26 protein-coding genes and 1 pseudogene are annotated in these 25,947 nt (G+C 71.0%); 12 read left to right on the top strand and 15 right to left on the bottom strand.

Features of this window, described 5'->3' with window-relative positions; all coding sequences use genetic code 11:
- Nucleotides 1-81 precede the first annotated feature (81 nt).
- The 5 genes from QQY66_RS06360 to QQY66_RS06380 form a co-directional block, all read right to left on the bottom strand.
- Entirely contained in the window at nucleotides 82-312 is a 231-nt protein-coding gene (locus tag QQY66_RS06360) for a hypothetical protein (protein ID WP_301978100.1), read from the bottom strand.
- A 234-nt stretch (nucleotides 313-546) separates the two neighbouring features.
- The gene (locus QQY66_RS06365; protein ID WP_301978101.1) at nucleotides 547-1,806 is read right to left on the bottom strand and encodes an AAA family ATPase; all 1,260 of its coding nucleotides are present in this window, start codon (nucleotides 1,804-1,806) and stop codon (nucleotides 547-549) included.
- A complete protein-coding gene (locus tag QQY66_RS06370; protein WP_301978102.1) occupies nucleotides 1,796-2,023 on the bottom strand; it encodes a hypothetical protein in 228 nt (75 codons plus the stop codon). Before QQY66_RS06370 ends, QQY66_RS06365 begins: the two co-directional genes overlap by 11 nt.
- A 107-nt stretch (nucleotides 2,024-2,130) precedes the next feature.
- Nucleotides 2,131-2,466: a hypothetical protein gene (locus QQY66_RS06375; protein ID WP_301978103.1), complete on the bottom strand. Its 336-nt coding sequence runs from the start codon at nucleotides 2,464-2,466 to the stop codon at nucleotides 2,131-2,133.
- 55 nt (nucleotides 2,467-2,521) lie between these two features.
- Nucleotides 2,522-3,976, bottom strand: coding sequence for a recombinase family protein (locus QQY66_RS06380; protein ID WP_301978104.1), 1,455 nt, complete (start codon nucleotides 3,974-3,976; stop codon nucleotides 2,522-2,524).
- 230 nt (nucleotides 3,977-4,206) lie between these two features.
- On the opposite strand from QQY66_RS06380, the gene purB reads away from it, so the two are divergent.
- Entirely contained in the window at nucleotides 4,207-5,649 is a 1,443-nt protein-coding gene (gene purB / locus QQY66_RS06385; RefSeq protein WP_301978105.1) for an adenylosuccinate lyase, read from the top strand.
- Nucleotides 5,646-6,218, top strand: a complete 573-nt coding sequence (gene mug, locus QQY66_RS06390; RefSeq protein ID WP_301987190.1) for a G/U mismatch-specific DNA glycosylase — start codon at nucleotides 5,646-5,648, stop codon at nucleotides 6,216-6,218. Before purB ends, mug begins: the two co-directional genes overlap by 4 nt.
- On the opposite strand, the gene QQY66_RS06395 is transcribed toward mug, so the two are convergent.
- The 3 genes from QQY66_RS06395 to QQY66_RS06405 are packed head-to-tail and all read right to left on the bottom strand — an operon-like array spanning nucleotide 6,196 to nucleotide 8,315.
- The gene (locus QQY66_RS06395; protein ID WP_301978106.1) at nucleotides 6,196-6,609 is read right to left on the bottom strand and encodes a hypothetical protein; all 414 of its coding nucleotides are present in this window, start codon (nucleotides 6,607-6,609) and stop codon (nucleotides 6,196-6,198) included. The genes mug and QQY66_RS06395 overlap by 23 nt on opposite strands.
- Nucleotides 6,610-6,667: 58 nt before the next feature.
- Complete coding sequence (locus tag QQY66_RS06400; protein ID WP_301978107.1) at nucleotides 6,668-7,393, bottom strand: ABC transporter permease; 726 nt, start codon at nucleotides 7,391-7,393, stop codon at nucleotides 6,668-6,670.
- A gap of 1 nt (nucleotide 7,394) precedes the next feature.
- Nucleotides 7,395-8,315, bottom strand: a complete 921-nt coding sequence (locus QQY66_RS06405) for an ABC transporter ATP-binding protein (protein ID WP_301978108.1) — start codon at nucleotides 8,313-8,315, stop codon at nucleotides 7,395-7,397.
- 108 nt (nucleotides 8,316-8,423) lie between these two features.
- On the opposite strand from QQY66_RS06405, the gene QQY66_RS06410 reads away from it, so the two are divergent.
- The 3 genes from QQY66_RS06410 to QQY66_RS06420 all read left to right on the top strand — a co-directional run bounded on the left by QQY66_RS06410 (nucleotide 8,424) and on the right by QQY66_RS06420 (nucleotide 11,528).
- The gene (locus tag QQY66_RS06410; protein WP_301978109.1) at nucleotides 8,424-9,593 is read left to right on the top strand and encodes a sensor histidine kinase; all 1,170 of its coding nucleotides are present in this window, start codon (nucleotides 8,424-8,426) and stop codon (nucleotides 9,591-9,593) included.
- A gap of 14 nt (nucleotides 9,594-9,607) precedes the next feature.
- Entirely contained in the window at nucleotides 9,608-10,270 is a 663-nt protein-coding gene (locus tag QQY66_RS06415; RefSeq protein WP_301978110.1) for a response regulator transcription factor, read from the top strand.
- A gap of 100 nt (nucleotides 10,271-10,370) precedes the next feature.
- Nucleotides 10,371-11,528: an ROK family transcriptional regulator gene (locus QQY66_RS06420; RefSeq protein ID WP_301978111.1), complete on the top strand. Its 1,158-nt coding sequence runs from the start codon at nucleotides 10,371-10,373 to the stop codon at nucleotides 11,526-11,528.
- A 139-nt stretch (nucleotides 11,529-11,667) separates the two neighbouring features.
- Here QQY66_RS06420 and QQY66_RS06425 read toward each other — a convergent pair whose 3' ends face one another.
- Together QQY66_RS06425 and sigJ are read right to left on the bottom strand one after the other, a co-directional pair.
- Nucleotides 11,668-12,429, bottom strand: a complete 762-nt coding sequence (locus QQY66_RS06425) for a GntR family transcriptional regulator (protein ID WP_301978112.1) — start codon at nucleotides 12,427-12,429, stop codon at nucleotides 11,668-11,670.
- Between the two features lie 120 nt (nucleotides 12,430-12,549).
- Nucleotides 12,550-13,437: an RNA polymerase sigma factor SigJ gene (gene sigJ, locus QQY66_RS06430; protein ID WP_301978113.1), complete on the bottom strand. Its 888-nt coding sequence runs from the start codon at nucleotides 13,435-13,437 to the stop codon at nucleotides 12,550-12,552.
- Nucleotides 13,438-13,581: 144 nt separating this feature from the next.
- Between sigJ and QQY66_RS06435 the strand changes: the two genes are divergently transcribed.
- Nucleotides 13,582-14,412: an alpha/beta fold hydrolase gene (locus QQY66_RS06435; protein WP_301978114.1), complete on the top strand. Its 831-nt coding sequence runs from the start codon at nucleotides 13,582-13,584 to the stop codon at nucleotides 14,410-14,412.
- Between the two features lie 39 nt (nucleotides 14,413-14,451).
- Here QQY66_RS06435 and QQY66_RS06440 read toward each other — a convergent pair.
- Nucleotides 14,452-15,288, bottom strand: a pseudogene (locus tag QQY66_RS06440) (DMT family transporter); the annotation flags it as partial.
- Nucleotides 15,289-15,335: 47 nt separating this feature from the next.
- Here QQY66_RS06440 and QQY66_RS06445 point away from each other — a divergent pair.
- From QQY66_RS06445 to QQY66_RS06455, 3 genes are all read left to right on the top strand, one after another.
- On the top strand, nucleotides 15,336-16,817 hold the full coding sequence (locus tag QQY66_RS06445; RefSeq protein ID WP_301978115.1) for a PLP-dependent aminotransferase family protein: 1,482 nt from the start codon (nucleotides 15,336-15,338) through the stop codon (nucleotides 16,815-16,817).
- Nucleotides 16,818-16,957: 140 nt separating this feature from the next.
- Nucleotides 16,958-18,532: an alkaline phosphatase gene (locus QQY66_RS06450; RefSeq protein ID WP_301978116.1), complete on the top strand. Its 1,575-nt coding sequence runs from the start codon at nucleotides 16,958-16,960 to the stop codon at nucleotides 18,530-18,532.
- 145 nt (nucleotides 18,533-18,677) lie between these two features.
- A complete protein-coding gene (locus tag QQY66_RS06455) occupies nucleotides 18,678-19,952 on the top strand; it encodes a GNAT family N-acetyltransferase (RefSeq protein WP_301978117.1) in 1,275 nt (424 codons plus the stop codon).
- A gap of 3 nt (nucleotides 19,953-19,955) precedes the next feature.
- Here the strand turns inward: QQY66_RS06455 and QQY66_RS06460 are convergent, their stop codons facing one another.
- Nucleotides 19,956-21,152 carry a PLP-dependent aspartate aminotransferase family protein gene (locus QQY66_RS06460; protein WP_301978118.1) on the bottom strand — a complete coding sequence of 399 codons (1,197 nt, stop codon included), beginning with the start codon at nucleotides 21,150-21,152 and terminating at the stop codon, nucleotides 19,956-19,958.
- Between the two features lie 59 nt (nucleotides 21,153-21,211).
- Here QQY66_RS06460 and QQY66_RS06465 point away from each other — a divergent pair, with 59 nt between their 5' ends.
- The gene (locus QQY66_RS06465) at nucleotides 21,212-21,703 is read left to right on the top strand and encodes an Lrp/AsnC family transcriptional regulator (RefSeq protein ID WP_301978119.1); all 492 of its coding nucleotides are present in this window, start codon (nucleotides 21,212-21,214) and stop codon (nucleotides 21,701-21,703) included.
- Between the two features lie 32 nt (nucleotides 21,704-21,735).
- A complete protein-coding gene (locus QQY66_RS06470) occupies nucleotides 21,736-23,424 on the top strand; it encodes a DUF885 domain-containing protein (protein WP_301978120.1) in 1,689 nt (562 codons plus the stop codon).
- Nucleotides 23,425-23,439: 15 nt separating this feature from the next.
- Here QQY66_RS06470 and QQY66_RS06475 read toward each other — a convergent pair whose 3' ends face one another.
- The 3 genes from QQY66_RS06475 to QQY66_RS06485 form a co-directional block, all read right to left on the bottom strand.
- Nucleotides 23,440-24,273 carry an SDR family oxidoreductase gene (locus tag QQY66_RS06475; RefSeq protein ID WP_301978121.1) on the bottom strand — a complete coding sequence of 278 codons (834 nt, stop codon included), beginning with the start codon at nucleotides 24,271-24,273 and terminating at the stop codon, nucleotides 23,440-23,442.
- Nucleotides 24,274-24,365: 92 nt separating this feature from the next.
- Nucleotides 24,366-24,881 carry an immunity 21 family protein gene (locus QQY66_RS06480; RefSeq protein ID WP_301978122.1) on the bottom strand — a complete coding sequence of 172 codons (516 nt, stop codon included), beginning with the start codon at nucleotides 24,879-24,881 and terminating at the stop codon, nucleotides 24,366-24,368.
- 46 nt (nucleotides 24,882-24,927) lie between these two features.
- The gene (locus tag QQY66_RS06485; RefSeq protein WP_301978123.1) at nucleotides 24,928-25,404 is read right to left on the bottom strand and encodes a rhodanese-like domain-containing protein; all 477 of its coding nucleotides are present in this window, start codon (nucleotides 25,402-25,404) and stop codon (nucleotides 24,928-24,930) included.
- Nucleotides 25,405-25,498: 94 nt separating this feature from the next.
- Between QQY66_RS06485 and QQY66_RS06490 the strand changes: the two genes are divergently transcribed.
- Nucleotides 25,499-25,945, top strand: a complete 447-nt coding sequence (locus tag QQY66_RS06490; RefSeq protein ID WP_301978124.1) for an Lrp/AsnC family transcriptional regulator — start codon at nucleotides 25,499-25,501, stop codon at nucleotides 25,943-25,945.
- The last annotated feature ends 2 nt before the right edge of the window (nucleotides 25,946-25,947 follow it).

Here is a 25,947-nt window from a genome sequence, read left to right on the forward strand (position 1 = left end):
CCGGGTCATTGGACAGGGCGATCGTCACGGCGAAATGGACGAGGTTCGCCTCCGGTGATCCCGGAGGAAAGGCAGCGACCATCACCCCGACCACCGCCCGCTTTTGGTCTCAGGGCGTCCGGAACGGGCCCTGAAGCGCCAATAGCGGTCCTCTTGCACCTGAACGAAGCCGGGAAGCGACTGCGCCACGACCAGCTGGCCGGTGGCCTCGTCGACCACCAGAGGCTTCCCGTCTTCCGACCAGCGGATGACGGGGATGGATTTGATTTCGCCGTCGATGTTGTAGACGGCGTCATAGACAGGGGAGGTCATTGATCCTTTCCTTTCAGGTTAGGTGTAGGTGTTGTGATCGTTTTCAGTGCCCTGTGCGCTCCACCCCCCTTTCAGGGAGGGGTGGAAGCGTGCACCCTGGGTAAGCGTTCGGGCGTGCATGCCGTGCACCCAGGCATGGACCCTCTGACCTGGTCGTTCCTTGGCCGCCGTGCACATCCGTGCACCCCGGCGTGGACCTCGCAGAATGTAAGGAGCGTGCCGCCCCGGACCCCCTTACGTGCCGTTGGGGTAGTAGGTGTCTGGGCGCGAGGGTCCGTCGGTCTCGACCCGGCACAGCTGGCCGCCCTTGACGAGCCGGTCGAGTCGACGCCGGGCCTTCTCCTTTTCCGCCTTACTCGGGTTGTCCTTGTCGAAGACCCGCTGGGCGGCGATGCGCACGCTTAGCCCGGCCGTCCCCTGCAGGCGGGCGAGTGTCACCAGGTCCACCTCGTCGACGATCCGGGAGACCCCTCGGTCGTGATCGTGTTCGACGGTGAAGGGACCCACGGTGTCCTGAACTGGCTTCAGGTGCTTGAGGCGCACCACCGGGTCTCCGGGGTCACCGCACAGGAGGATCACCGAACCGGCGCCTCCGGTGAGGAATGCGCCGCCGTACACGTCCTCGATGCCCTCGGGCCTGCCGCCGCTGGCGCTTCGCTTCACCTGGTGGTGGTCTTCGACGACCTCGATGCCCTCAGCGATGGCGAGCTGGCGCGCACGGTTGTACCCGGCCGCGACCTCGTCCGAGGCGAGACCCACTGCCACGTCCTTGAGGGAGTCGACGAACACGGTGTCCGCTTCGGCCTCCCGGCACATCGCCACGAGGATCTCGGGCCGCTTCGCGAAGTCGTACGGTGGCGGCCCCTTGTGGACCGCCAGCCGCTCCCGGAGCACCGCCCGCTCGTCCGAGGAGAACTGCCGCGCGAGCGACCGGGCGATCTGCGAGGGACGGTCGCAGGCCAGGTACAGCACACGTTTCGCGCCCGCCTCTACCGGATAGCCGAGCACGGTATCTGTGAGCCCGAGCCTGCCGCGCAGCAGCTGACCCGACAGAGTCGTCTTCCCGACCCCATTGCCGCCGCAGATCATGCACGCCTGCCCTGCGGCCCAGAGGATGTCTGACCCCCGGCCCCAGATCGCCGGCTGAGTGTCGGGTAGGTCCAGGATGAACGCCGCCCCATCGATCGTCCGCGACGTCTGGCCGCAGGTGCCCTCCCGTGCCCGATCCGCTGCGATTAGCAGCGCCGTGTCGAAATCATCCAGGTACGCGGACTCGATCGAGGTGCGGACCTTGGCCTGGCCCTCCTCGGTGAGCGTCGCGGCATAGTCGGCCAGGAAGCTGACGACGCGGCTGTACGCCCGGGGATCGGTGAGGGCGTCGGTCAGCCTCGGCTTGCGGAACGGTGACGGCACCGTTTTTTGTACACTGGCTGTGTTCTGGTTGTTGTCGGGGCCGCTCTTGTCGGGGGCGGCCTCAGTGCTGTTATGCGGCATCGCGACCACCGCCGAGGAGCGCACGAAGCTGCGCGAGCTGGTCGGAGGTGGGAAGCGGTGCGGTGGAGACGAACTCCTGGATGTGCCGGGCGAGAACGGCGGCCTTCAACTCACGGCGGGTCTTCTCGGCGGCCTCGTTGTTGCCGCGACGGACGTAACCACCGAGCTGGCGCTTGAGCGTCTGGGGGCTGGGTGCAGACGTGGAAAAGGGCACCACGACATACCTCCGACGAACGGAGTTGCCGCAAGTGCCCCCTTGCGCTGATTGTGTCCGGGGAGGCGTACCACCCGGACGGGCTTGACCTCGAAGCTTAGGCCATAAGCTCACGATGTGTACAGCATGAGCGTCTGGGCCCTCCCCGACTGGCGTGCCGCGCGAAGCTTCGCCTTCAGCGCGGGCTCGTCGAGGGGCAGGTCGCCGTGTTCAGGGCAGCCCAGGGAACGGGGCACCACTCCGGGGAACCTACGGTCGCGAGCCGCCGAGTAGGTGACTATCTCGCCATTCGCGCCCACTTCGACCGTCGCGATGCGCTCGCCGCACTCCCCGCAGCGAATGCGGACCAGCGGCTTGCCCCGAGGGAGGCCACGTGCACCGACGATCCCGCGCAATTGGCGCTGACGCTCGACGGCTGCCCGGTATACAGCCCAGAGACGGGTCATGCCGCCACCTCCCACTCAATCCGCGCCCGACGACCACGGCGGCCAGGTCACCAGCTCAGCCAACAGGGAGATCATGCTCCCTGACCCAAACCAGCCGGTCCGCCACGTCCGGCGTGCGCCCCGCGCTGGGCGTACGCGTCACCCGCACCTCGCCCAGCAGCCCGGTCGACAGGACGATCCTCGCGACCTCACGGCGGGCCGATATGGGCGCATCCACCCACCAGTCCACGACGTTGTCGGCGGCCAGCGCATCGGCCAGGACGGGCGAGATCGTCAGCCTGCGCTCCTCGTCCTCCAGGCCGGAGATCTTCGCCTCCAGTGCCGAGACGCCCCGCGCCAGCACGCGCGCGTGCGCAGCGCTCTCGGGAGCCTGCGTCTCCATCTCCGCCAAGGCGGCACGGGTCTCGGCGAGATCGGCCCGCACCTTGGCAACCCGCTCGTCGCCGTCGGGAGCGGCCAGTTCGGCATAGATCTCCGGCCTGGCCAGGTATCCGAGAATCCTCGGGATCACCAGCGCGTCCACGTCTGCCTTGCAGACGAACACGTGGCTATTGCGGCAGATGTAGCTCTCCCGTCCCGACGTGAGATGGGCTCGGGTGACGGTCAGCGGGCCGGAGCACACGTTGCACTTGAGCGTCATCGACAGTTCGTACTTGGCGGCACCGTTGCGGGCGGTCCTGCGAGACGGGTCGCGCAGGATGCGCTGCACCGCCCAGAAACGCTCGGGCGGCACTATCGCCTCCCACGTGCCAGGCGTCGTGCTGGTCTGCCGAGTCTCCGGGTCGGTGTGGACACGGATACCGGCGTAGGCGGCCCTCATCGCCATGTTCCGCAGATGGTGACGGGTCAAGGGGCGGCCGGTGTTGAGATTGACCCAGCCGCGCCCAGCGAAGTCTCGCTCGATAGCGGCGAGGGCGTGCCCGGCCTCCAGCAGGCGGAACAGCTCCTTTGGCACGTACGACCGCTCCGCGTCTTCGACCCAGGTCTGCAAGGCGCGGATCTCCAGGTCGTACACCGGCTTCAGCCCGTAGGGGGCGAGACCGTGAGGACGACCCTTCGCGGCCTGGTTGGCGGTGGTGCGCCGGATGCGGGCCGATGACTTGTCGCTCTCGTACGCGGAGTCCACGGCGTCTTCGAGCAGACTGCGCCGGTCGCGGTGATTCTGGGGGTCGTACGTCCGGTGGTGCGAGGTGACGTGGATCACGACGCGCCGCTTCTCGCAGGTCTTGATCAGGGCATCCCACTCGCCCACGTCGCGGGAGCCACGGGAGGACTCCCACAAGACCAAGACCTGGGCTGCAAAGCGGCCGGTGCGAAGATCCGATACGAGGCGCGTGAAATCGTCACGTTCCCTCGTCTTGTAGCGGCTGGCGGAGCGGTCGGCATCCTCGTAGGGCTCGCACAGCTCCCAGCCGTTCGCGGAGGCGGCCTGGGCGTTGTCCTGGGCCTGCTCCTCGATACTGCTGCCACCCTGGTCCTTGCTGAGGCGACGGTACTCTCGCGCCCGCATGATGCTCATATGTCCAGTTAACACCATAGGTACGTCGTCCGGCGACGGCCTCCCGCCGAAGCGGCCCGAACTGCTGCCGTACGAGGGTCCGGCGACGTAGGCCTGGAGCGCCCGGGAGGCTGCCGGGCGCAGAGCCCTGTGAGGCGGCTGGGCGTGACACAGGTCTCGTAGGTTCCGCCGAACACAACCGCGGCGCTGGCCTGCAGGAACCGCCAGTAGAATCTGGACACGTGACTTCTGCTCCCGCCAAGCCCCGCATCCCGAACGTCCTCGCCGGACGCTACGCCTCCGCCGAGCTCGCCACGCTCTGGTCCCCCGAGCAGAAGGTGAAGCTGGAGCGTCAGCTCTGGCTCGCCGTGCTGCGGGCCCAGAAGGACCTCGGGATCGAGGTGCCGGACGCGGCGATCGCCGACTACGAGCGCGTCCTCGACACCGTCGACCTGGCCTCCATCGCCGAGCGTGAGAAGGTCACGCGGCACGATGTGAAGGCACGGATCGAGGAGTTCAACGACCTCGCCGGGCACGAGCACGTGCACAAGGGCATGACGTCCCGCGACCTCACCGAGAACGTCGAGCAGCTGCAGATCCGGCTCTCCCTGGAGCTGATGCGCGACCGTACGGTGGCCGTGCTGGCGCGCCTGGGCAAGCTGGCCGGCGAGTACGGCGAGCTGGTCATGGCCGGCCGCTCGCACAACGTCGCCGCGCAGGCCACGACGCTGGGCAAGCGGTTCGCCACGTCCACCGACGAGCTGCTCGTCGCGTACGGACGGGTCGAGGAGCTGCTCGGCCGTTATCCGCTGCGCGGCATCAAGGGCCCGGTCGGTACGGCGCAGGACATGCTGGACCTGCTGGGCGGGGACGGCGCCAAGCTGGCCGAGCTGGAGCAGCGGATCGCCGGGCACCTGGGCTTCTCGCAGGCCTTCACCTCGGTCGGCCAGGTGTACCCGCGCTCGCTGGACTACGAGGTCGTAACCGCGCTGGTGCAGCTGGCGGCGGCGCCGTCCTCGCTGGCGAAGACGATCCGGCTGATGGCCGGGCACGAGCTGGTGACCGAGGGCTTCAAGCCGGGCCAGGTCGGTTCGTCCGCGATGCCCCACAAGATGAACACGCGGTCGTGCGAGCGCGTCAACGGCCTGATGGTCATCCTGCGCGGCTACGCCTCGATGACCGGCGAGCTGGCGGGCGACCAGTGGAACGAGGGCGACGTGTCCTGCTCAGTGGTGCGCCGGGTCGCGCTGCCGGACGCGTTCTTCGCCTTGGACGGTCTGCTGGAGACGTTCCTGACCGTGCTGGACGAGTTCGGCGCGTTCCCGGCCGTGGTCGCCCGTGAGCTGGACCGCTACCTCCCCTTCCTCGCCACCACCAAGGTGCTGATGGGCGCGGTGCGGGCGGGCGTCGGCCGTGAGGTCGCGCACGAGGCGATCAAGGAGAACGCGGTGGCGTCGGCGCTGGCGATGCGCGAGCAGGGCGCCGAGCGCAACGAACTCCTCGACAAGCTCGCCGCGGACGATCGTATCCCGCTGAGCCGCGACCGGCTCGACGAGCTGATGGCCGACAAGCTGTCCTTCACCGGCGCCGCGGCCGACCAGGTCGCCGCTGTCGTAGGCCGTGTCGAAGAGATCGTGAAGCAGCGCCCGGAAGCCGCGGGCTACACCCCGGGAGCCATCCTCTGACGCGCTTCACCGCCGAAGAGCTGGAGGCCGCCCGCGACCGTCTCGTACCGGACGTGATCGCGGCCGGCCTGCGCGTCCTGTTCTGCGGCATCAACCCCGGTCTGATGACGGCGGCGACGGGCCATCACTTCGCCCGCCCCGGCAACCGTTTCTGGCCGGTGCTGCATCTGTCCGGGTTCACACCCCGGCTCATGAAACCGTCCGAGCAGGGCGAGTTGCTGTCCTACGGCCTCGGCATCACGAACGTCGTGGCGCGGGCCACGGCTCGGGCCGACGAGTTGAGCGCGGAGGAGTACCGCGCGGGCGGGCGGCTGCTGGCGACGAAGGTGGCTGAGGTACGGCCGCGCTGGCTGGCCGTGGTGGGCGTCACCGCCTACCGGGCGGCCTTCGACGACCGCAAGGCCCAAGTAGGTCCGCAGGAACGGCTGATCGGCGACACGCGGGTGTGGGTGCTGCCCAATCCGAGCGGGCTGAACGCGCACTGGACGGCCGGGACGATGGCGGAGGAGTTCGCGCGGTTGCGGGTGGTGGCGGAGGGTCAACAGATCACGGCCAGTCCAGGTCCGTGACGACGACGAACAGCTGAGGTTCATTCTCATCGTCCCGGTCGGCGACCGCCAACATGACCGTGCGCCCGGTGCCGGTCGCCTCCCACGTACGCACGTCCTGCGCGAGGGCGTTGAGCCATGTCCACGGCTCGGACAGGTCCTCACCTCGTGCGATGCGCTCGCCGAGCGTCACGGTCCCCGACCGCGACGGCTTTCCCCACCGCATGGTGAACTGGCCTGTCATCGCCGTCTCATAGGCGTAGCAGTCCTCCGGGCTTGGCCACTCTCCCGGCCCTAACCGGGCTATGAGGTAACCGGGCCCGCCCATGCCCTCCTCCGTCCTGCCGTGCTCCGCGGGAAACTCCCGGGTGCACAGCAGGTCGACGAGGGCCAGGTCCTTCACAATGTCCATGTGATCCAGTAAAGCGCCTCCCTCTGACAATTGGCGTGGCGTCAGACGACTCCTGGGTTCACGCGTCCCGACGTCGTACGCTCCACGCTCCCGCCACGACCACGGCGGCCGTCCACAGCGCGGTGACCACAAGGCCCGTCCACGGACCCGGCGTTCCGTCGTGCGTCTCGTACAGCACGATCTGCCCAGCCCTGTCGGGCAGGTAGTCGGTGAGCCCGCCGGCCGCGTCGCCGATCACGAAGGAGACGACGAGGACGAACGGGATCAGCAGCGACAGGGCGCCCACCCCGCTGCGCAGCAGGGCCGTGAGCCCGGCAGCGAGCAACGCCATGAGCGTGAGGTAGATTCCGGCGCCCACGACGCCCCGCACCTGCTCCCCCACCGTCAGCCCGCTCGCCGCCGGGCCCAGGCCCGCGCGCCCGGCGAGCAGGGCGGCGAACGCGGTCACCAGCCCCACGACCAGAGTCGATACGGCGACCACCATCAGCTTTCCCGCGAACCACCGCCCGCGCTGCGGCACCGCGGCGAGCGACAGCCGGAGTCCACCCCCGTGGAACTCCGACGACACCGCCATGGCCCCGAAAGAAATGGCGGCGATCTGACCGGGCGCTACACCGGACAGCGCCATGAACAGCGGGTCGAACTCCGGGTCGGACGTGTCGGAGACGCCGGCGATGGCGGAGAAGAGCGTGGTCGCCGCGAACAGAGCCAGGAGGGTCCCGAGGAGCGAGCGGAGTGTACGGATCTTCAGCCACTCGGAGTGGAGTACGGGTGCGAACGACATCTCAGGCCTCCTGCGGCTGTGCGGTGAACTCGGTCTCCGAAGCGGTGAGATCGAGATAGGCCTGCTCCAACGTGCCTTCCTCCGTGCTCAGTTCGAGGATCGGTACGCCCGCGGCCGAGGTGAGGCGGCCGATGTCGTCCACGCGCGCGTGGGGCACCGTCCAGTGCCCGTCCTCGTGCTCCACGGCGTCGTGGCCGTGCCGGGCGAGGACGTCCTTGAGCGTGGTGGCGTCCGTCGTGCGGATCCGCACGCTGGGCTGCACGCGCGCGTGGATGAACTCCCGCATCGGGGTGTCGGCCAGCAGGCGGCCCCGGCCGAGGACCACGAGATGGTCGGCGAAGGAAGCGGTCTCGTTCATCAGATGGCTGGAGACCAGGACCGTGCGCCCCTCCCCCGCGAGCCGGCGCAGCAACCGGCGGATCCAGATGATGCCTTCGGGATCGAGACCGTTCGAGGGCTCGTCGAGCATGACGACCTCGGGGTCCCCGAGCAGCGCGGCGGCGATGCCCAGCCGCTGGCGCATCCCGAGGGAGTACGTCCTCACCCGGCGGCGCGCCACCGAGGCGAGCCCCGTTTCCTCCAGCACCTCGTCGACGCGGCTGGACGGGATGCGGTTGCTCGCCGCCAGAGTGCGCAGATGGTCACGGCCGGTACGGGAGCCGTGCGCGGCCTGCGCGTCGAGCAGGGCGCCCACGTGGCGCAGGGGTTCGCGGAAGGTGGCGTAGGCACGGCCGCCGACGGTGGCCGTCCCGGAGGTCGGCCGGTCGAGGCCGAGCACCAGGCGCATCGTGGTGGACTTTCCGGCTCCGTTGGGGCCGAGGAAGCCGGTGACGCGGCCGGGGAGGACGCGGAAGGTGAGGCGGTCCACGGCTCGCCGGGTGCCGAACTCCTTGGTGAGGGCTTGGACTTCGATGCTGGTCATGACAGGAGCCTGGCCGGTGGGGCGGGTGCGGGGCCTCCCCCGCGCGTGGAGATCGTCTCCCCCGGGCGGGGGAGGCTCGTTGTCAGTGGTGGCTGGCACGATGACGGAATGGTCCGCATTCTGCGCCCGTTCACTCGGGCGGTGACGTATACACGGTGGCTGCATCTGTTCATCGCCGTCGTGTGGCCGGCCATGTGGCTGTTCATCGAGAACGCGTGGTGGACCTGGGTCGGCGCAGGCGTGGCGCTGGCCTTCAGCGGACTCGTGCCAGCCATGCGTACCGTGGAGGGACTGCAGGCGAGGCTGCTGCTGACCGGTCACCGGCTGGACGGCAGAAGCATGGAGATCGTCGTCGCGCCGTCCGCCACATGGGGCGACCGCGGGCGGACCGTGGTGTGGCTGGAGGCACGGCTCTTGCTGGGCATTCTGGTGTCGATGCTCACGTTCCAACTCCCCATCGCCACCGTCAACTTGGTGAACCTGGCGCAAGGCGGGCAGCTGGCCCAGGGCTCATGGTTTCGATTCCCGGGCCAGCACTGGTGGTACGCGCTCCTCTCTCCCGTGCCGCTGATCCTGCTCGGCGCCCTTGTGGTCGGCTCGGGCGAGCTGATCACCCGGCTGGCTCTCCGCCTGCTCGGCCCCTCCCCCGCCGAACGCCTCGCCGCCCTCGAGGAACGCACCGACCAGCTGCTCGAACGCACCCGTATCGCCCGCGAGTTGCACGACTCGATCGGCCATGCCCTGACCGTCGCCGTCGTGCAGGCGGGTGCCGCGCGTGCGGCGGGCGACCCGGCCTTCACCGACCGTGCTCTGGACGCCATCGAGGAGACCGGCCGGGCCGCCCTGGAGGACCTGGAGCGTGTCCTCGGCGTTCTGCGCGAGTCGGAGCGGCCGGTGAGCAGCAGGCCGACCCTCACCGACGCCGACCGGCTGCTGGAGTCCGCGCGTGCCTCCGGGGCGAAGGTCGACGCCGAACTGACCGGCGCCGTGGACACGCTGCCGGGTCCGGTCTCCCGCGAGGGCTACCGCATCCTCCAGGAGTCGCTGACCAATGTGCTGCGGCACGCGGGCGCCGTTCCCGTCCGGGTCCGCATCGCCGTCGCGGACGGCACCCTCGGCCTGGAGGTCCGCAATCCGCTGACCGCCGACATACCCGGCCCGGGCCGGGGCAGCGGTCTGCGCGGCATACGCGAGCGCGCGGCGCTGCTCGGCGGAAGCGCACGGACCGGCCCGGACCGAGGTGACTGGCAGGTCCACGTCGAGCTGCCCCTGCGCTGATCTACGCTGGCGGGATGCCGGTCACCGTTCTCCTCGTCGACGACGAACCCCTTGTCCGCGCGGGTATGCGGGCCGTGCTGGAGGCGCAGCCCGACATCGAGGTGGTCGGCGAGGCGGCCGACGGGGCGGCGGTGATCCCGCTGGTGCGGCAGCTGCGGCCGGACGTGGTCGCCATGGACGTACGGATGCCGCTGCTGGACGGCATCGAGGCCACGCGCGCGGTGCTGCGGACGGTGGACGAGCCGCCGAAGATCATCGTGGTGACGACCTTCGAGAACGACGAGTACGTGTACGAGGCACTGCGGGCCGGTGCCGACGGGTTCCTGTTGAAGCGGGCCCGGCCCGCCGAGATCGTGCACGCGGTGCGGCTGGTCGCCGAGGGCGAGTCACTGCTGTTCCCGGCCTCGGTGCGGCAGCTCGCCGCCGAGTACGGCGACGACGGCGGGAACCGTGCGGCCCGCGCCGTGATGGAGCGGGCACAGCTGACCGAGCGGGAGGCCGAGGTGCTGCGGCTGATGGCCAGAGGGCTGTCGAACGCGGAGATCGCCGCCCGGCTCGTTGTCGGCACGGAGACGGTCAAGTCTCATGTCAGCGCCGTGCTGGCCAAGTTGGGGGCCCGCGATCGCACGCAGGCGGTGATCGCCGCGTACGAGTCGGGGTTCGTCGCGCCGGGGTGATCCCGCTTCTGCAACCGATCGGCACGGGCCGGGCACTCGCCGGGGCCCGGTGCGCCGAGTACGATCCCGCCAACACGCGCACGAGCTGGGAGGACGGACGTTGGGGCGGCTGACCGGCGGGGATCCATCGCTGCTGCGAAGGATCAATTCCGCGGTGGTGCTGCATGCGCTGCGCGCCACAGACTGCGCCACGCTGACCGAGATCACCCGGGTGACCGGGCTGTCCCGGCCGACGGTCGAGGGTGTCGTCGAGGGGCTCATCGAGGCCGGACTCGTCGTCGAGAAGGCCGCAGACGAGAGTGTCGCCCGGCGACAGGGGCGGCCGGCGCGGCGCTTCCGGTTCCGGGCCGAGGCCGGTCATCTGCTGGGCCTGGAGATCGGGCCGCACAGGGTCGCCGCGCTCCTCTCCGACCTCGACGGACGAGTGCTGGGCGCCATCGCCAAGGACGTCGACGAGACGGCTGCCGCGGACGAACGTCTGGAGCGGCTGCGAACCGCGGTCGCCGAACTGTTGCGCCGGGCCGGTGTCGCTCGCAACTCCCTGCGGGCCGTCGGCGTCGCCACGCCCGGCATCATCGAGGCGGAGGGCACCGTACGCCTGGGCACCGCGCTGCCCGAGTGGACGGGGCTGCACCTGGGCGAGCGGCTGAGCCGTTCCTTCAAGTGCCCGGTCCTGGTCGAGAACGACGCCAACGCCGCCGCGGTCGCCGAGCACTGGAAGGGCGCCGCCACCGAATCGGACGACGTCGTCTTCGTACTGGCCGGACTCAGCCCGGGCGCCGGGTCGCTGATCGGAGGACGGCTGCACCGCGGGTACGGCGGGGCGGCCGGTGAGATCGGCGCACTGCATCTGCTCGGCCGTGAGGTGACTCCGGAGACACTGCTGTCGACGACGGACGAGCCGCTGCATCCGCTGGACGAGCAGGCGGTGGCCGAGGTGTTCGTGCAGGCCCGCGAGGGCGACCAGCGGGCCCGCGCGGCCGTCGACCGCTTCATCCAGCGTCTCGTCCACGACGTGGCGGCGCTCGTCCTGGCCCTCGACCCCGAACTGGTCGTCATCGGCGGCTGGGCGGCCGGACTGGACGGCGTACTGGAGCCACTGCGGCGCGAGCTGGAGCGCTACTGTCTGCGGCCCCCGAAGGTGACGCTGTCCCTCCTCGGCGAGGCGGCCGTGACGACGGGCGCGCTGCGGCTCGCCCTCGACCATGTGGAGGAGCAGCTCTTCGCGGTGGAGGGCACGGTGACGGCACGCCGCTGACCCGCGCCGGGCCGAAAACGCGTCGCGCCCCGGAGAAGCTCCGGGGCGCGCTCACGGTGTCGCACTGCGATGTCGTACGAAGTTCTTCCGTCATACGGCCGGCAGGAGAGTCATCCGGCTCTCAGGAGGTCCGGCGCTGTCAGGAGGCCTGGCGTTCCGGCCCCTGGTGGATCTCCACGCCGCCCGAGTCGCCGAAGGTCAGCCGGCAGGTGTCCGCGCGGTACGTGGCGACGGAGAGCGCGGCGGTGCGGCCCCCGGCGTTGAAGCGGGTGGTGACGACGAGGACGGGCGATCCGGGGAGCCGGTCCAGCTGCTTGGCGTCGTCCGCGCGGGCCGAGCCCAGCTCGACCGCGCTCTCCTGGCCCTCCAGCTCCAGGCGCTGCAGCTCGCGCAGCACGGCACGCGCGCGTGCCGACCCCGACGGGGCGTCGATGGCGGAGAGGTCGGGCACCGCCGACTCCGAGACGTAGAGCAGCTCGGCGGCGACGGGCTGGCCGTTCGTCCTACGGGAGCGGCGCACCGTGTGCACCGGCTCCTGCGCGCCCGTCTCCAGGGCGGTCGCGACCGCCGCGGGCGGGACCTCGGTCGCGCAGTCGACGGGCTGCCAGGCGTCGCCGGCGGCGCCCGGCCAGGTGTGCTGCTCCGTGCCGAGGGCGACGCCGACGCGCGGCGGGGCGACCGTCGTACCGACGCCTCGGCGGCGCTGCAGCCTGCCTTCGAGTTCGAGCTGTTCCAGGGCCTGGCGGAGCGTGGCCCTGGCGACGCCGAAGCGGGCGGCGAGGTCGCGCTCGTTGGGCAGGATCTCGCCCACGGAGAACTCGGAGTCCAATGCCTCACTGAGCACGGTCTTGAGATGCCAGTACTTCGGTTCCGGCACCGATTCCAGCTGCGTGGTCCCCACCCTGTCCTCCGCAATCGCCGTGGTCCGGCGGCGTTTTAGCGCCCTTGTTTATTAAAGGTTGTTGCACTTATCTGCGACCATAGGGCGGCCCCCACCCTTGGTCAAGACCAATCAGGGCGGCTATCCGGCGAGCGACCGGAGCTTGTCGGGGTTGCGGATGATGTAGACGGACTGGATGCGCCCGTCCAGGATCTCCAGTTGGAGGACGCTGTCCGGCTTGTCTCCGGACATCAGCAGCACCGCGGGACCGCCGTTGACTTCCAGGAACCGGAAGGACAGGTCCGGAACGCCGCCGCCCTTGCCTGCCACACCGGCGATGAAGCGGCCCACCTTGTCGGCGGTCTCCAGCACGCGCACCGGTGCCTTGGCCTTGCCGCCGCTGTCGCCCACGAGGCGGACGTCCGGGGCGAGCAGGGACATGAGCCCTTCGATGTCCCCCTCCATCGAGGCGGCGAGGAAACGCTCGGTGAGATCACGGCGCTGGGCCGGGTCGACGTCGTAGCGCGGCCGTCGCTCCTCGACATGCTTGCGGGCGCGTCCGCCGAGTTGCCGTACCGCCGGCTCGCCGCGGTCGAGCATCGCGGCGATGTCGGCGTACGGGTAGCCGAACGCCTCCCTCAGGACGAAGACCGCCCGCTCCAGCGGCGACAGCGACTCCAGGACGACGAGGACGGCGAGGGAGACGGAGTCGGCGAGCACGGCCCGGTCCGCGGCGTCCGGCACGGTGTCCCCGAAGTCGGTGACGTACGGCTCCGGCAACCACGGGCCGACGTAGGTCTCGCCCCGCGCCTTGACCTGGCGCAGCCGGTCGATGGCGAGGCGGGTGGTGATGCGCACCAGATAGCCGCGCGGTTCGCGCACCTCACTCCGGTCTGCGCCGGACCAGCGCAGCCAGGCCTCCTGGACCACGTCCTCCGCGTCGGCCAGCCGCCCGAGCATGCGGTAGGCGACTCCCAGGAGAACGGGACGGTGCTCTTCGAAGACGTCGGTCTCGATGTCGGTGGTCACGCATTCCATCCCAACCGACACATCCGGAGCTGTCCAGGCGACAACTGTGGACCGCGGGGACCTCCGGGGGCTACCCGTCAGTAGCAACTGCTGACAAGCTGTCTATGAGCAGCCCGCCAGCGAGCCTCAGACGAGGAGCAGTTCATGTCGGCCACCGTCTCCTTCAAGGTCCCCTCCACCCGCGGCCCAAGGACCGTGACCCTCTCCTACGCGCGCGTAGGCACGGGCGAACCGCTGCTCCTGCTGCACGGCATCGGGCACCACCGGCAGGCCTGGGACCCGGTGGTGGACATCCTCGCGACCGAGCGCGAAGTGATCGCCGTCGATCTGCCCGGGTTCGGCGCGTCCCCGGCCCTTCCGGACGGCCTCGCGCACGACCTGCCCACGATGAACGCCGCGCTCGGCGCGCTGTGCGAGGCGCTGGAGGTCGAACGGCCGCATGTCGCGGGCAATTCGCTCGGCGGCCTGCTGGCCCTGGAACTCGGCCGCGAAAGGCTCGTACGGTCCGTGACCGCCCTGTCTCCGGCCGGGTTCTGGACACCGGCCGAACGACGCTACGCCTTCGGTGTCCTGCTGGGGATGCGGCAGTTCGCCACGCGGATGCCCCCGCCACTGGTCGAGCGGCTGTCCCGTTCGGCGGCCGGCCGTACGGTCCTGACGAGCACCATCTACGCACGCCCGGCCCGCCGTTCACCCGAGGCCGTGGTCGCCGAGACCCTCGCGCTGGCGAACGCCTCGGCCTTCTCCGAGACTCTCCGGGCCGGCTCCGACGTCCAGTGGACCGACGACATCCAGGGCATCCCGGTCACCGTGGCCTGGGGCTCCAGGGACCGGCTCCTCGTGCGCCGGCAGGGGATCCGGGCCAAGCAGATCATTCCGCGGGCCCGGCTGGTGCGGCTGCCCGGCTGCGGTCACGTCCCCATGAACGACGACCCGGCGCTGGTCGCCCGCGTGATCCTCGACGGCAGTCGCTGACCGGCGCCGGGCCAACGCGCCCGATCCGAGGGCGACTCCGGCACCGACGAGGGCACTGCCGACGGCCTGCACGGGCCCGTAGGAGCCCGTTCCGACGAGGGGCGCGGTGCCGGCTGCCGCGACCGGGATCAGGCCGGAGAACAGCGTCGCGCGCTCCACGCCGATCCGCTGCATGCCCATGTACCAGCACACGAATCCGATGACGGTGACGATCGCCGCCTGCCACAGCAGCGCGGCGGCCTCCGTGCCGTCGGGTCGCCGCAGCCATGCGCCGCCGTCCAGTAGGAGGCCGGCCGCCAGGGACTCGAGTGCGGCGACGCCGCACACCGTGGCGGACAGCAGCCGTGGGCCCAGGGGCCGCAGTACGGGCACGGCGAGCACCGCGAAACCGACCTCACCAGCGAGTGCGCACACCGAGAACGCGATTCCGGCGCCGTCCGTGCGTCCCCAGCCCTGGACCGTGAAGGCGCCGACGGCGACGAGCAACGCGCCGTACATGACGACGCGTTGGGGTCGCCGTCCGTCCAGGAGGGGCACGAGGACCGCCACCATCACCGGCGCGCAGCCGACGAAGACACCCGGAACGGCCGGTTCGGCGGTGCGCTCCGCCGCGATGACCGCCAGGTTGAAGCCGACCATGCCCACGCCCGCGAGCAGCGCGAGGCGGGCCCAGTGGCGGGGCGTGAGCGTCCGCAGTCGGGCCGTGGCGTCCCGGCCGGCCAGCGGGACGAGCAGCAGAAAGGCCAGGCCGTAGCGGAGGAACTGGCCGCCTGCGTACGGGTATTCACCGAGGACGCTGTTGGCGGTGAAGGACCCTCCTACGAGGACACAGGCGAGCGCGGCGAGCAGGGCTCCCCGTGTGGTGGTGGCGTTCATGGACACGACGCTAGGAATCGCGGCGGCCCGGTTTAAGGTCCACTTTCATGAGGCCATCGCAGACCAATCGGGGCGGGGAGCCGGCCGAGGCCAAGGGCGAGGTGCCGCGCTCGGGTGCCGGTCCGGGATCCCCGGCCTGGGAGCTGCTCCTGCCGGCCGCTTCCGCGCCGGCACGCGCGCGTGGGCGTTCCTTGCAGGCGGCGCTGCGGGAGGCGGTGCGGGCGGGCAGGCTCGCGCCGGGGACCCGGCTGCCGTCGAGCCGTGATCTGGCCGCCGACCTCGGGGTGTCGCGCGGGCTGATCACGGAGGCGTACGAGCAGCTGACCGCGGAGGGCTATCTGCGCAGCGGGCGGGGTGCGGGGACCTGGGTGGGCGGTGCCGTACGGGCGGCGCGGCCACGCGCGCGTGACCTCGCCCCGCGCCCACCGGGCGCCCGGGCCGACTTCGTGCCCGGGACGCCGGACCTGTCGCTGTTCCCGCGTGCCGCGTGGGCGGCGGCGCAGCGCGGTGTGCTGGCCGAGCTGCCGCACCACGACCTCGGCTATCCCGATCCGCGCGGCCTGCCCCGGCTGCGTACCGCGCTGGCCGAACTGCTCGCCCGCCGCCGCGGTGTGGTCGCGGACCCGGAGCGGATCCTGGTCGTCTCCGGCGTGGCCCAGGCGACGACGCTGCTCGGATTCGCACTGCACGCGCGCGGGATGACAGCCGTCGGCGTCGAGAACCCGGGCAGCCCGCAGCACGACGCCCTGTACGCCGCGGCCGGCGTCACCACCGTGCCGGTGCCCCTGGACGACGAAGGGCTGGCCATCGGCCCGCTGCGGGACACACGGGTACGGTCGGTCGTGGTGACGCCGGCGCACCAGTTCCCCACCGGGATCGCCTACTCCGCGCGTCGCCGGGCCGAACTGCTCGACTGGGCACGGTCCGTGGACGGCTTCGTCCTGGAGGACGACTACGACGGCGACTTCCGCTACGACCGCGCTCCCGTCGGTGCGCTCCAAGGACTCGACCCGGAACGCGTCGCCTACGCGGGGTCGGTCAGCAAGTCCCTCGCACCGGGGCTCCGGCTCGGCTGGCTGCTCGTACCGGAGGCGCTCGCCGACGAGGTGATCGAGCGCAAGCGCACCATGGATCTCGGCCATCCCACCCTCGACCAGGCGCTGTTCGCCCGGTTCGTGGAGCGCGGCGACTACGACCGTCAGCTGCGCCGCTGCCAGCGCGCGTACCGCGAGCGACGCGACACGCTGGTGGCCGCCCTGGAGGAACACTTCCCGGGCTCGGCGGTGTCCGGGATCGCGGCGGGCCTGCACGTCATCGCCACCCTCCCCCGCCGGTACGGACCCGAGAAACACTTCCTCGCGCGCGTGGCCGACGCCGGTGCCACGGTGCGCCCGGTGGAGGACTACGCACACGGGACGGCCGACGTCGGCGGCGGCAAGGACGTACGGCTGGTGCTGGGCTACGCCCACCTGTCACCGGCGCGGATCCGGGCGGGTGTACGGCTGATGGCGGAGGCCGTCGGGGCCTGACAGGGCGCGCCCCGCATGAGCGACCAGTCTGTTCCCTTGTTCCCGCGGCCGGTTGTTCACTTGCGGTTTGCGTGTGCGCAGCGGCGCACCAGTAGTTGTGGCATCGCACACTGACCGGATCCCGTCCCGGAGGCGCATCCATGTCACACCGTCCTTTCCCCGGCCGCCGCAGCGTCCTGCGCGGCTCCCTCGCCGCGTCTGCGGCCCTGACCCTGCCGCCCGCGCTCGGCGCGGCACCGGCCCTCGCGCTGTCCGGGCGTCCCAAGGCCGGCTGGGGCGTGCAGACGGGAGACGTGACCTGCGACTCCGGTCTGGTGTGGGTGCGTTCCGACCGTCCCGCGCGGATGATCGTCGAGGCGTCCGCGACCGAGTCGTTCCGCAACCCGCACAGATGGCACGGCCCGCTGCTCGGCGCCGGCACCGACTTCACCGGCACGACCCGGCTGCGGGGACTCCCGTCCGGCGAGCAGATCCACTACCGCGTGCTGCTGGCCGACCCCGACGACCCGCGCCGCACCGGCGAGCCGGTCACCGGCACCTTCCGTACGGCGTCCAACAAGCGGCGCGACGGCGTGCGGTTCGTCTGGTCCGGCGACCTGGCCGGGCAGGGCTGGGGCATCAACCCGGAGTTCGGGGGCTACCGGATCTACGACGCGATGGCGAAGCTCGACCCCGACTTCTTCATCTGCAGCGGTGACAACATCTACGCCGACGGCCCGATCACCGAGACCGTGGCCCTGCCCGACGGCAGCACCTGGCGGAACATCACCACCGAGGAGAAGTCCAAGGTGGCCGAGACGCTGGCGGAGTTCCGCGGCAACTTCCGCTACAACCTGCTGGACGAGAACCTGCGTGCCTTCAACGCCCAGGTCCCGTCCATCATCCAGTGGGACGACCACGAGGTCACCAACAACTGGTACCCGGGCGAGATCCTCACCGACACCCGGTACACCGAGAAGAACGTCGACGTGCTCGCCGCGCGCGCCCGGCAGGCGTTCTCGGAGTACTACCCGATCTCCACGCTGCGCCGCCCCGACGGCCGGGTCCACCGGGTCCAGCACCACGGCCCGCTGCTCGACGTCTTCGTCCTGGACATGCGCACCTACCGCAACGCCAACTCGCCGGACAACCAGACCACCGATCCGGTGGGCATCCTGGGCAGCGAGCAGTTGGAGTGGCTCAAGCGCGAGCTGTCCCGCTCCCGGGCGGTATGGAAGGTGATCGCCTCCGACATGCCGCTCGGCCTGGTCGTACCGGACACCGGCGACGGCAAGCCCAACATCGAGGCGGTCGCACAGGGCGACCCCGGCGCACCGCTCGGGCGTGAGCTGCAGATCGCCGAGCTGCTGCGGTTCATCAAGCACCGCCGGATCACGGGCACGGTGTGGCTGACCGCCGATGTGCACTACACCTCGGCCCAGCACTACCTGCCGTCCCGGGCCGCGTTCACCGACTTCGAGCCGTTCTGGGAGTTCGTCTCGGGCCCGCTCAACGCCGGTGCCTTCCCCGCGAACACGCTCGACAACACCTTCGGCCCGGACCGGGTGTTCCTCAAGGCGCCGACCACCGCGAACGTCTCCCCCGCCGGCGGCTACCAGTTCTTCGGCGAGGTCGACATCGACGGCCACAGCGGGGAACTGACGGTGCGGCTGCGCGAGTCGGACGGCACGGTCCTCTTCACGCAGGTGCTGCAGCCGGGACGCGTCGGCCAGTAGGTCCCGTAACCTCGTATCAGTGCCGCGTACCGGCGTCATCCCCTGGTGCGCGGCACTGACGTTCACAAAAGCGACAGAAGGCTGCTTTACCCGTCAGTCACAGTGCGTTCGTGATCACGCAACACCCTTCCTTCACAGTGGCTGCATGAGTCGAGACATATCTGATGTGACGCGTGCTCAGCACGGTCGTACGGTGCACCACTGGCGGCGGGACATCACGGCGGCGTTCCACACATGGTGGACACGACGCCACGGTCATGCCCCGCCGACGGGTGATACCAGCGCCCGGCCGCTCCCCACGGAGCAGGCCGGGGTCCGGGAGCGTGCCCTGTGGCGGATGCGGACGACGGTGAAGGACGAACCGGGGTCCCTGGCCGCGCTGTGCATCGCCCTCGCCGGGCAACAGGTCGACATCCTCAGCCTCCAGACGCATCCACTGGCCGAGGGCACGGTGGACGAGTTCCTGCTGCGGGCTCCCGGTGAACTCGCGGCGGACGACATCGCCCGGGCGATCACCCAGGCCGGGGGTACCGGCACGTGGATCGAGCGGGCCGACGCCCATGACCTGGTCGACGCGCCGACCCGGGTGCTCGGCCTCGCCACCCGCACCGCCCTCGACGCGGCGGAACTCCCGCTCGCGCTGCGCCAGTTGCTGGGCCGCTGCACCATCCGCTCACTCCCCGCAGCCCCGACCGGCGGCGGCCGGGTGTCCGAAGGCGTACCGGTGGAGGGGGCGTTGGAGGACACCGTGATGCGGCTGCGGGCACCGGAAGGCGGAGTGATCACCGTGGAGCGGCCATATCTGCCGTTCACCCCGACCGAGTTCGCCCGGGCGCGGGCGCTGGTGGAGCTGGACGCCCGGCTCGGCCCGCGCGTTCCGCGTGGCCAGGACGTCCTCACACTCCCCGCGGGCAATGCGATCACCGTCCGCCGCGCCGGCACGGACGATCTGGAGGCCGCGACGGCGATGCACGAGCGGTGCTCGGCGCGGACCCTGTCCCTGCGGTACCACGGGCCTGTCGGTGACGCGCATCGTTACCTCCACCATCTGCTGAGCCCGCGCTTCGGCCGGACGCTTGCGGTGCAAACCGCGTCCGGGCGGATCGTGGGGCTCGGGCATCTGCTGTGGGACGGGGACGAGACGGAGGTCGCGCTGCTCGTCGAGGACGAGTGGCAAAGGCGTGGCATCGGCTCCGAACTGCTGGGGCGGCTGGTGACGATGGCCGTGGAGGCGGGCAGCGAGAGTGTGTATGCGGTGACGCAGTCGTCCAACACGGGCATGGTCGCGGCGATGCGGGGGTTGGGGGTGCCTCTCGACTATCAGATCGAGGAGGGGACCTTGGTGATCACGGCACGGCTGGATTCTCCGCTGGGAGCGGCAGAGGGCACGGTGGGGGGTGCTAGGGCCGAAGCGCCGTAGGGGTTACGGGGCGCTGGCGGCTGCGGGTTCGTCGTGGCTTGTCGCGCAGTTCCCCGCGCCCCTGAAGGGGCGCCTTAGCGCACCGTCCAGATCTACCCACAGGTCCTCTACGTCCTCCAAACCCACCGACAGGCGCAGCAACTTGTCGCTCACCCCGGCGTCCCGTCGGTCCGTCGTGTCCACGATGCGGTGGCTGATGGATGCCGGGTGCTGGATGAGGGTGTCTACGCTGCCGAGGCTCACGGCGGGGGTGATCAGGCGGACGTCGGCGATGACCTGGTGGGGGTCGCCGTGGACCTCGAAGGCGATCATGGCGCCGCCGATGCGTGGGTAGTGGACGCGGGCTACGCGCGGGTCGGCGGCGAGGCGGCGGGCGAGTTCGGCGGCGTTCGCGGATGCCGCACGGACGCGCACCGGCAGCGTCGCGAGGCCGCGCAGCAGCAGGTAGCCGGCCAGCGGGTGCAGCACGCCGCCCGTTGCGAAGCGGACCTGCCGCAGCCGTCCGGCGAACTCCTCGTCGCAGGCGACCACGCCTGCCATCACGTCGCCGTGCCCGCCGAGGTACTTGGTGGCGCTGTGCAGCACGAGCCGGGCGCCGTGTTCGGCGGGGCGTTGCAGCACCGGTGTGGCGAAGGTGCTGTCGGCGAGCAGCGGTACGGAGCCGCAGGCATGGGCGACGGCGCGCAGGTCGATTTCGGCCAGCGTGGGGTTCGCCGGGGACTCGACCATGACCAGTCCCGTGTCGGGTCGCAGCGCCGCCGCGATCCCGGCCGGGTCGGTCCAGGTCACCTCCGAGCCCAGCAGACCGGCGGTGAGCAGATGGTCGCTGCAGCCGTACAGGGGACGTACGGCCACGACATGGCGCAGGCCGAGCGAGCCCCGTACGAGAAGCACCGCGCTCAGTGCTGCCATCCCGCTGGCGAAGGCGACGGCGGACTCGGTGCCTTCGAGGCGGGCCAGGGCGGTCTCGAAGCGGGCGACGGTGGGGTTGCCCAGCCGTCCGTAGACCGGCGGGCCCTCCGGTATGGCGCCGGTGGTGGCGAAGGCGTCGATGCGGGCCGCCTCGCCTTGGCTGTCGTACGACGGATACGTGGTGGACAGGTCGATCGGCGGGGCGTGCAGGCCCTGGCGGGCGAGGTCGTCGCGGCCGGCGTGCACGGCCTCGGTGGCGAGGGCTCTCGATGCGGTGGGCGTGTCCATGAGGGAAGAGTGAACGCCGACCGGGTCACCACCGCCGAACCCCGTGCTACGTTCGGTCGATGGCTGAATCTGTCGTACTGGACCCGGTGGATCTCCAGCTGCTGCGGCTGCTGCAGAACGACGCCCGGACGACCTACCGTGACCTCGCCGCACAGATCGGCGTGGCACCGTCGACCTGCCTGGACCGGGTGACCAGGCTGCGCCGCGCGGGCGTCATACTCGGGCATCGGCTGCGGCTGGATCCGGCCAAGCTGGGGCGGGGGCTGGAGGCGTTGCTTTCGGTTCAGGTCAGGCCGCACCGGCGGGAGCTGGTGGGGCCGTTCGTGGAGCGCATCCGGGCGCTGCCCGAGTCGCTGACCGTCTTCCATCTCACCGGCCCGGACGACTACCTCGTGCATGTCGCGGTCGCGGACATGGCGGATCTGCAGCGACTGGTCCTGGACGAGTTCACCTCCCGCCGGGAAGTGGCCCGGGTGGAGACACGGTTGATCTTCCAGAAGTGGGACTGCGGACCGCTGCTGCCGCCTTCGTCACCGGTTCAATCCGGGTGACGCACGGCGGCTCCTCGTACGAGGATGTCCGCATGTCAGAGTCGAAGAGCCCGCTGCCCCGAGAGGTCGCCGACGCGTACGTCGACGAGCTCATCGCCCTCGATCCGATCACCGGTACGTATCTCGGCGCCAAGGAGAGTTCGAGCCGGCTGCCCGACACCTCACCCGCGGGTCAGGAGGCACTCGCGGAACTCCAGCGGGCCACGCTCGCGAAGCTCGACGAGGCCGAACGGCAGGTCGGCGCGGGCAGTGACATCGAGCGCCGGTGCGCGCGCCTGCTGCGTGAGCGGCTCAGCGCGGAACTCGCCATGCACGAGGCCGACGAGGGCCTGCGTGCGGTCGGCAATCTGCATACGATCGCCCATGCGGTGCGCGAGGTCTTCACCGTCACGCCGGCGCAGACGGAGGAGGACTGGGCGGCGATCGCCGAGCGGCTGCGCGCGGTGCCGGCCGCGCTGGCGGGCTACCGCGAGTCCCTGCAACTGGGCCTGGACCGCAAGCTGTACGCGGCCCCGCGGCCCACCACCACCTTCGTCGGACAGCTCACCGAGTGGGCGGACACCGGCGAGGGACGCGGCTGGTTCGAGGACTTCGCGTCGTCGGGCCCCGAGGCGCTGCGTGCGCGGTTGAACGAGGCGGCACGCGGGGCGACCGCGGCCGTCGTGCAGCTGCGGGACTGGATGCGCGACGTGTACGCGCCGACCGTCGAGGACGCGCCGAACACGGTGGGCCGGGAGCGGTACGCCCGCTGGTCGCGCTACTTCAACGGCACCGAGCTCGACCTGGACGAGGCGTACGCGTACGGCTGGTCCGAGTACCACCGGCTGCTCGGCGAGATGAAGCAGGAAGCGGAGAAGATCCTGCCCGGCTCCGCGACGCCGTGGGTGGCGCTCGCCCACCTCGACGAGCACGGCCGGCACATCGAGGGCGTCGAGGAGGTCCGTGACTGGCTGCAGGGCCTGATGGACCAGGCGATCGAGGCGCTCGACGGGACGCACTTCGAACTCGCCGAGCGGGTACGGAAGGTGGAGTCCTGCATCGCCCCGCCCGGCGGCGCGGCGGCCCCGTACTACACGGCCCCGTCGGAGGACTTCTCGCGTCCGGGCCGCACCTGGCTGCCGACGATGGGCCAGACCCGCTTCCCGGTGTACGACCTCGTCTCGACCTGGTACCACGAGGGCGTCCCCGGGCATCACCTCCAACTCGCCCAGTGGACGCACGTCGCCGGGAACCTCTCCCGCTACCAGGCCACCGTCGGCGGAGTCAGCGCCAACGCCGAGGGCTGGGCGCTGTACGCGGAGCGCCTGATGGACGAACTCGGCTTCCTCACCGACGCGGAGCAGCGGCTCGGCTATCTCGACGCGCAGATGATGCGGGCGGCACGGGTCATCGTCGACATCGGCATGCACCTGGAGCTGGAGATCCCGGCCAACTCCCCCTTCCACCCCGGCGAGCGCTGGACGCCGGAGCTGGCCCAGGAGTTCTTCGGCGCACACAGCAGCCGCCCGGCCGACTTCGTGGAGAGCGAGCTGACGCGCTATCTGACGATGCCGGGCCAGGCGATCGGCTACAAGCTCGGCGAACGGGCGTGGCTGCTGGGCCGCGAGAAGGCGCGCGAGCGGCACGGCGACGCCTTCGACCTCAAGGCCTGGCACATGGCGGCCCTGTCCCAGGGCTCGCTGGGTCTGGACGACCTGGTGGACGAGCTGTCCGCACTCTGACAGTCCACCTTGTGATCAGCGCCGGAACCCGCCCTCCGAGTCGATGACCTGACCCGTGACCCACTCCGCCTCGTCCGTCGCCAGCCAGGCGATGAGACGGGCGGGGTCGTCGGGCATGCCCCACCGGCCGGCGGGGAAGCGGGCGGCGACGGCCTCGTAGGCGCCGCCGGTCAGGTAATCCGTGTCCACGGGGCCGGGGTTGACGGTGTTCACCGTGATCGCCTGCTCGGCGAGCGTGGTCGCCAGGGAGCGGGTGATGGAGGCGAGGGCGCCCTTCTGGAGGGCGTAGGCGATCTCGCCGGGCATACCGCCCGCGATGTCCTGGCCGGAGGTCATCATCACCACGCGCCCGCCGCGGGGCTGCTCCGGCTGCCGGGCATAGGCCTGGATCAGCAGCAGCACCGAACGGGTGTCGACCGCCCAGTGCGCGTCGAGCATCGCCGCGTTTATCTCGTCGAGCGTTCCGTCGGAGCCGCTGAGGGCGTGGTTGGCGACGAGGATGTCGAGCCGTCCGCCGAGCGCCGAGGCGGCCGTGGCGATCAGGTGGGCGGGGGCCGCCGGGTCGGAGAGATCGCCGGGACCGGCGATGACCCGGGCGCCGGGATCGCCGAGTGCCGCACGCACGGACGCGGTCACGTCCTCGGGGCGGTCGGCGCCCCAGGGCATGGCGGCGTCGTGCGGCACATGGTGATGCAGATAGACGCTCGCGCCGTACGCGGCGAGCCGTCGGGCCACGGCATGTCCGATACCGCCGCGCCGGCTGGCACCGGTCACGAGGGCGGTGCGGCCACGCAGGGGCAGGGGGTCACGGCGCAGGGCTTCGGGGGCGGGGTGCGGGAGTCGGGGCATGGTCGACCATGATGGGGAACGGGTGGGCCGGGCGCATCCTATTTCCCAGGTGAGCCACCCGACTTTCCCAGGTGAGCCACCCGACCCGAAGGTCAGTCCCCCAGCCGCCGCAACTGCACCAGCCCCAGCCAGGTCTCCGGCCCGGGCTGCACCTGCGCCGCCCGGACCGCGTACGGCCCCGGTTCCAGGGCGATCCTCAGGTGGCCGGCCCGCTCGGAATCCCCTCCGGGCCAGGCCGAGTCGAACAGCAGCACCGGCCCGGGCACGTGCCAGCGCACCTCGTCCGCCCAGACCGCGGTGGCGAGGGCCTCGGGGACACGGGCCAGCAGTTCGTCCTCGGAGTCGGCCGCGCACCACCGTACGAAGGTGTCGTGGGCCGGCAGGAAGGTGGTCAAGGCCGGCTCGTCACCCAGGACCAGAGCCGCGGAGTCCCCGACCGGGAGCAGCCCGACGAAGCCGTCGACCTCGCAGGCCCGGTCGTAGTCCGAGGCGGTCTCGTCGCCGTCGGCGCCCGCCCAGAACGGCAGCACCGTCTCCGGCACCGCTATGAGCGGCCCGCCGCCCGACTCGACCCACTCCACGACGCCCGGTTCCGCGTATCGCACCATGGCGCAGAAACCTACACGCCCAGAGGCCCCACAAGTCACGGTGGTTTCAACAGCCGCAGTCCTCCGCGTCCACGGGCGCCGTCAGAGGGTCGGAGGCGCGGCGTTCGCTGCCCTGCCAGGTCTCGAACTCGAAGCCCTCGCGCACCCAGTACTCGAAGCCGCCGAGCATCTCCTTGACCTGGTAGCCGAGTTCGGCGAGGGCGAGGGCGGCCCGGGTCGCGCCGTTGCAGCCGGGGCCCCAGCAGTACGTCACGACGGGCACCGACTTGTCGAGGAGTTGACCGGCCTGCTCGGGGATGAGCGCGGTCGGGAGGTGGACGGCCCCCGGGATGTGGCCCTGGTCCCAGGACTCGGTGGAACGGGAGTCCAGCACGACGAAGCCCGGGTCGCCGCCGGCCGAGAGCGCGGCGGCCACGTCGGAGACGTCGGCGTGGAAGGCGAGGCCGGCGCGGAAGTGGGCGGCGGCCTCGGCCGGGGTGGCGGGGGCGACGCGGAGGACGGGGTTCACGGTGGTGGTCGTCATGGACAAAAAACTACGGAAGTCGAGCCGTGCTCTGAAGTGGCGATCCCCGGCACTCCCCTTGATCGGCCGGGGATTCCCCTGCTATTCATCGCTCATGGCCACGTATTCCCCGGACGCCACCGACTGGCGCATCCTCGACGTCCTCCAGCGGGAGGGCCGGGCCAGCTTCGCCGAGCTGGCCCGTGCCGTCTCCATGTCGCCGAGCGCGGTCACCGAACGGGTGCGGCGGCTGGAGGAGGCGGGCGTCATCCAGGGGTACGCGGCGGTCGTCGACCCGGAACGGCTCGGGCTGCCGATCCTGGCGTTCGTCCGGCTGCGCTACCCGACCGGCAACTACAAGCCCTTCCACGACCTCGTCGCCGCGACCCCCGAGATCCTGGAGGCCCACCACGTCACGGGCGACGACTGCTTCGTCATCAAGGTCACCGCCCGCTCGATGCGCCACCTGGAAGAGGTCTCCGGGAAGATCGGCGCCCTGGGCTCGGTCACCACGAGCGTCGTGTACTCATCACCCCTGCCCCGGCGCCCGCTCGGCCGCTGACC

Source organism: Streptomyces sp. DG2A-72 (assembly GCF_030499575.1).
Lineage (GTDB): Bacteria > Actinomycetota > Actinomycetes > Streptomycetales > Streptomycetaceae > Streptomyces.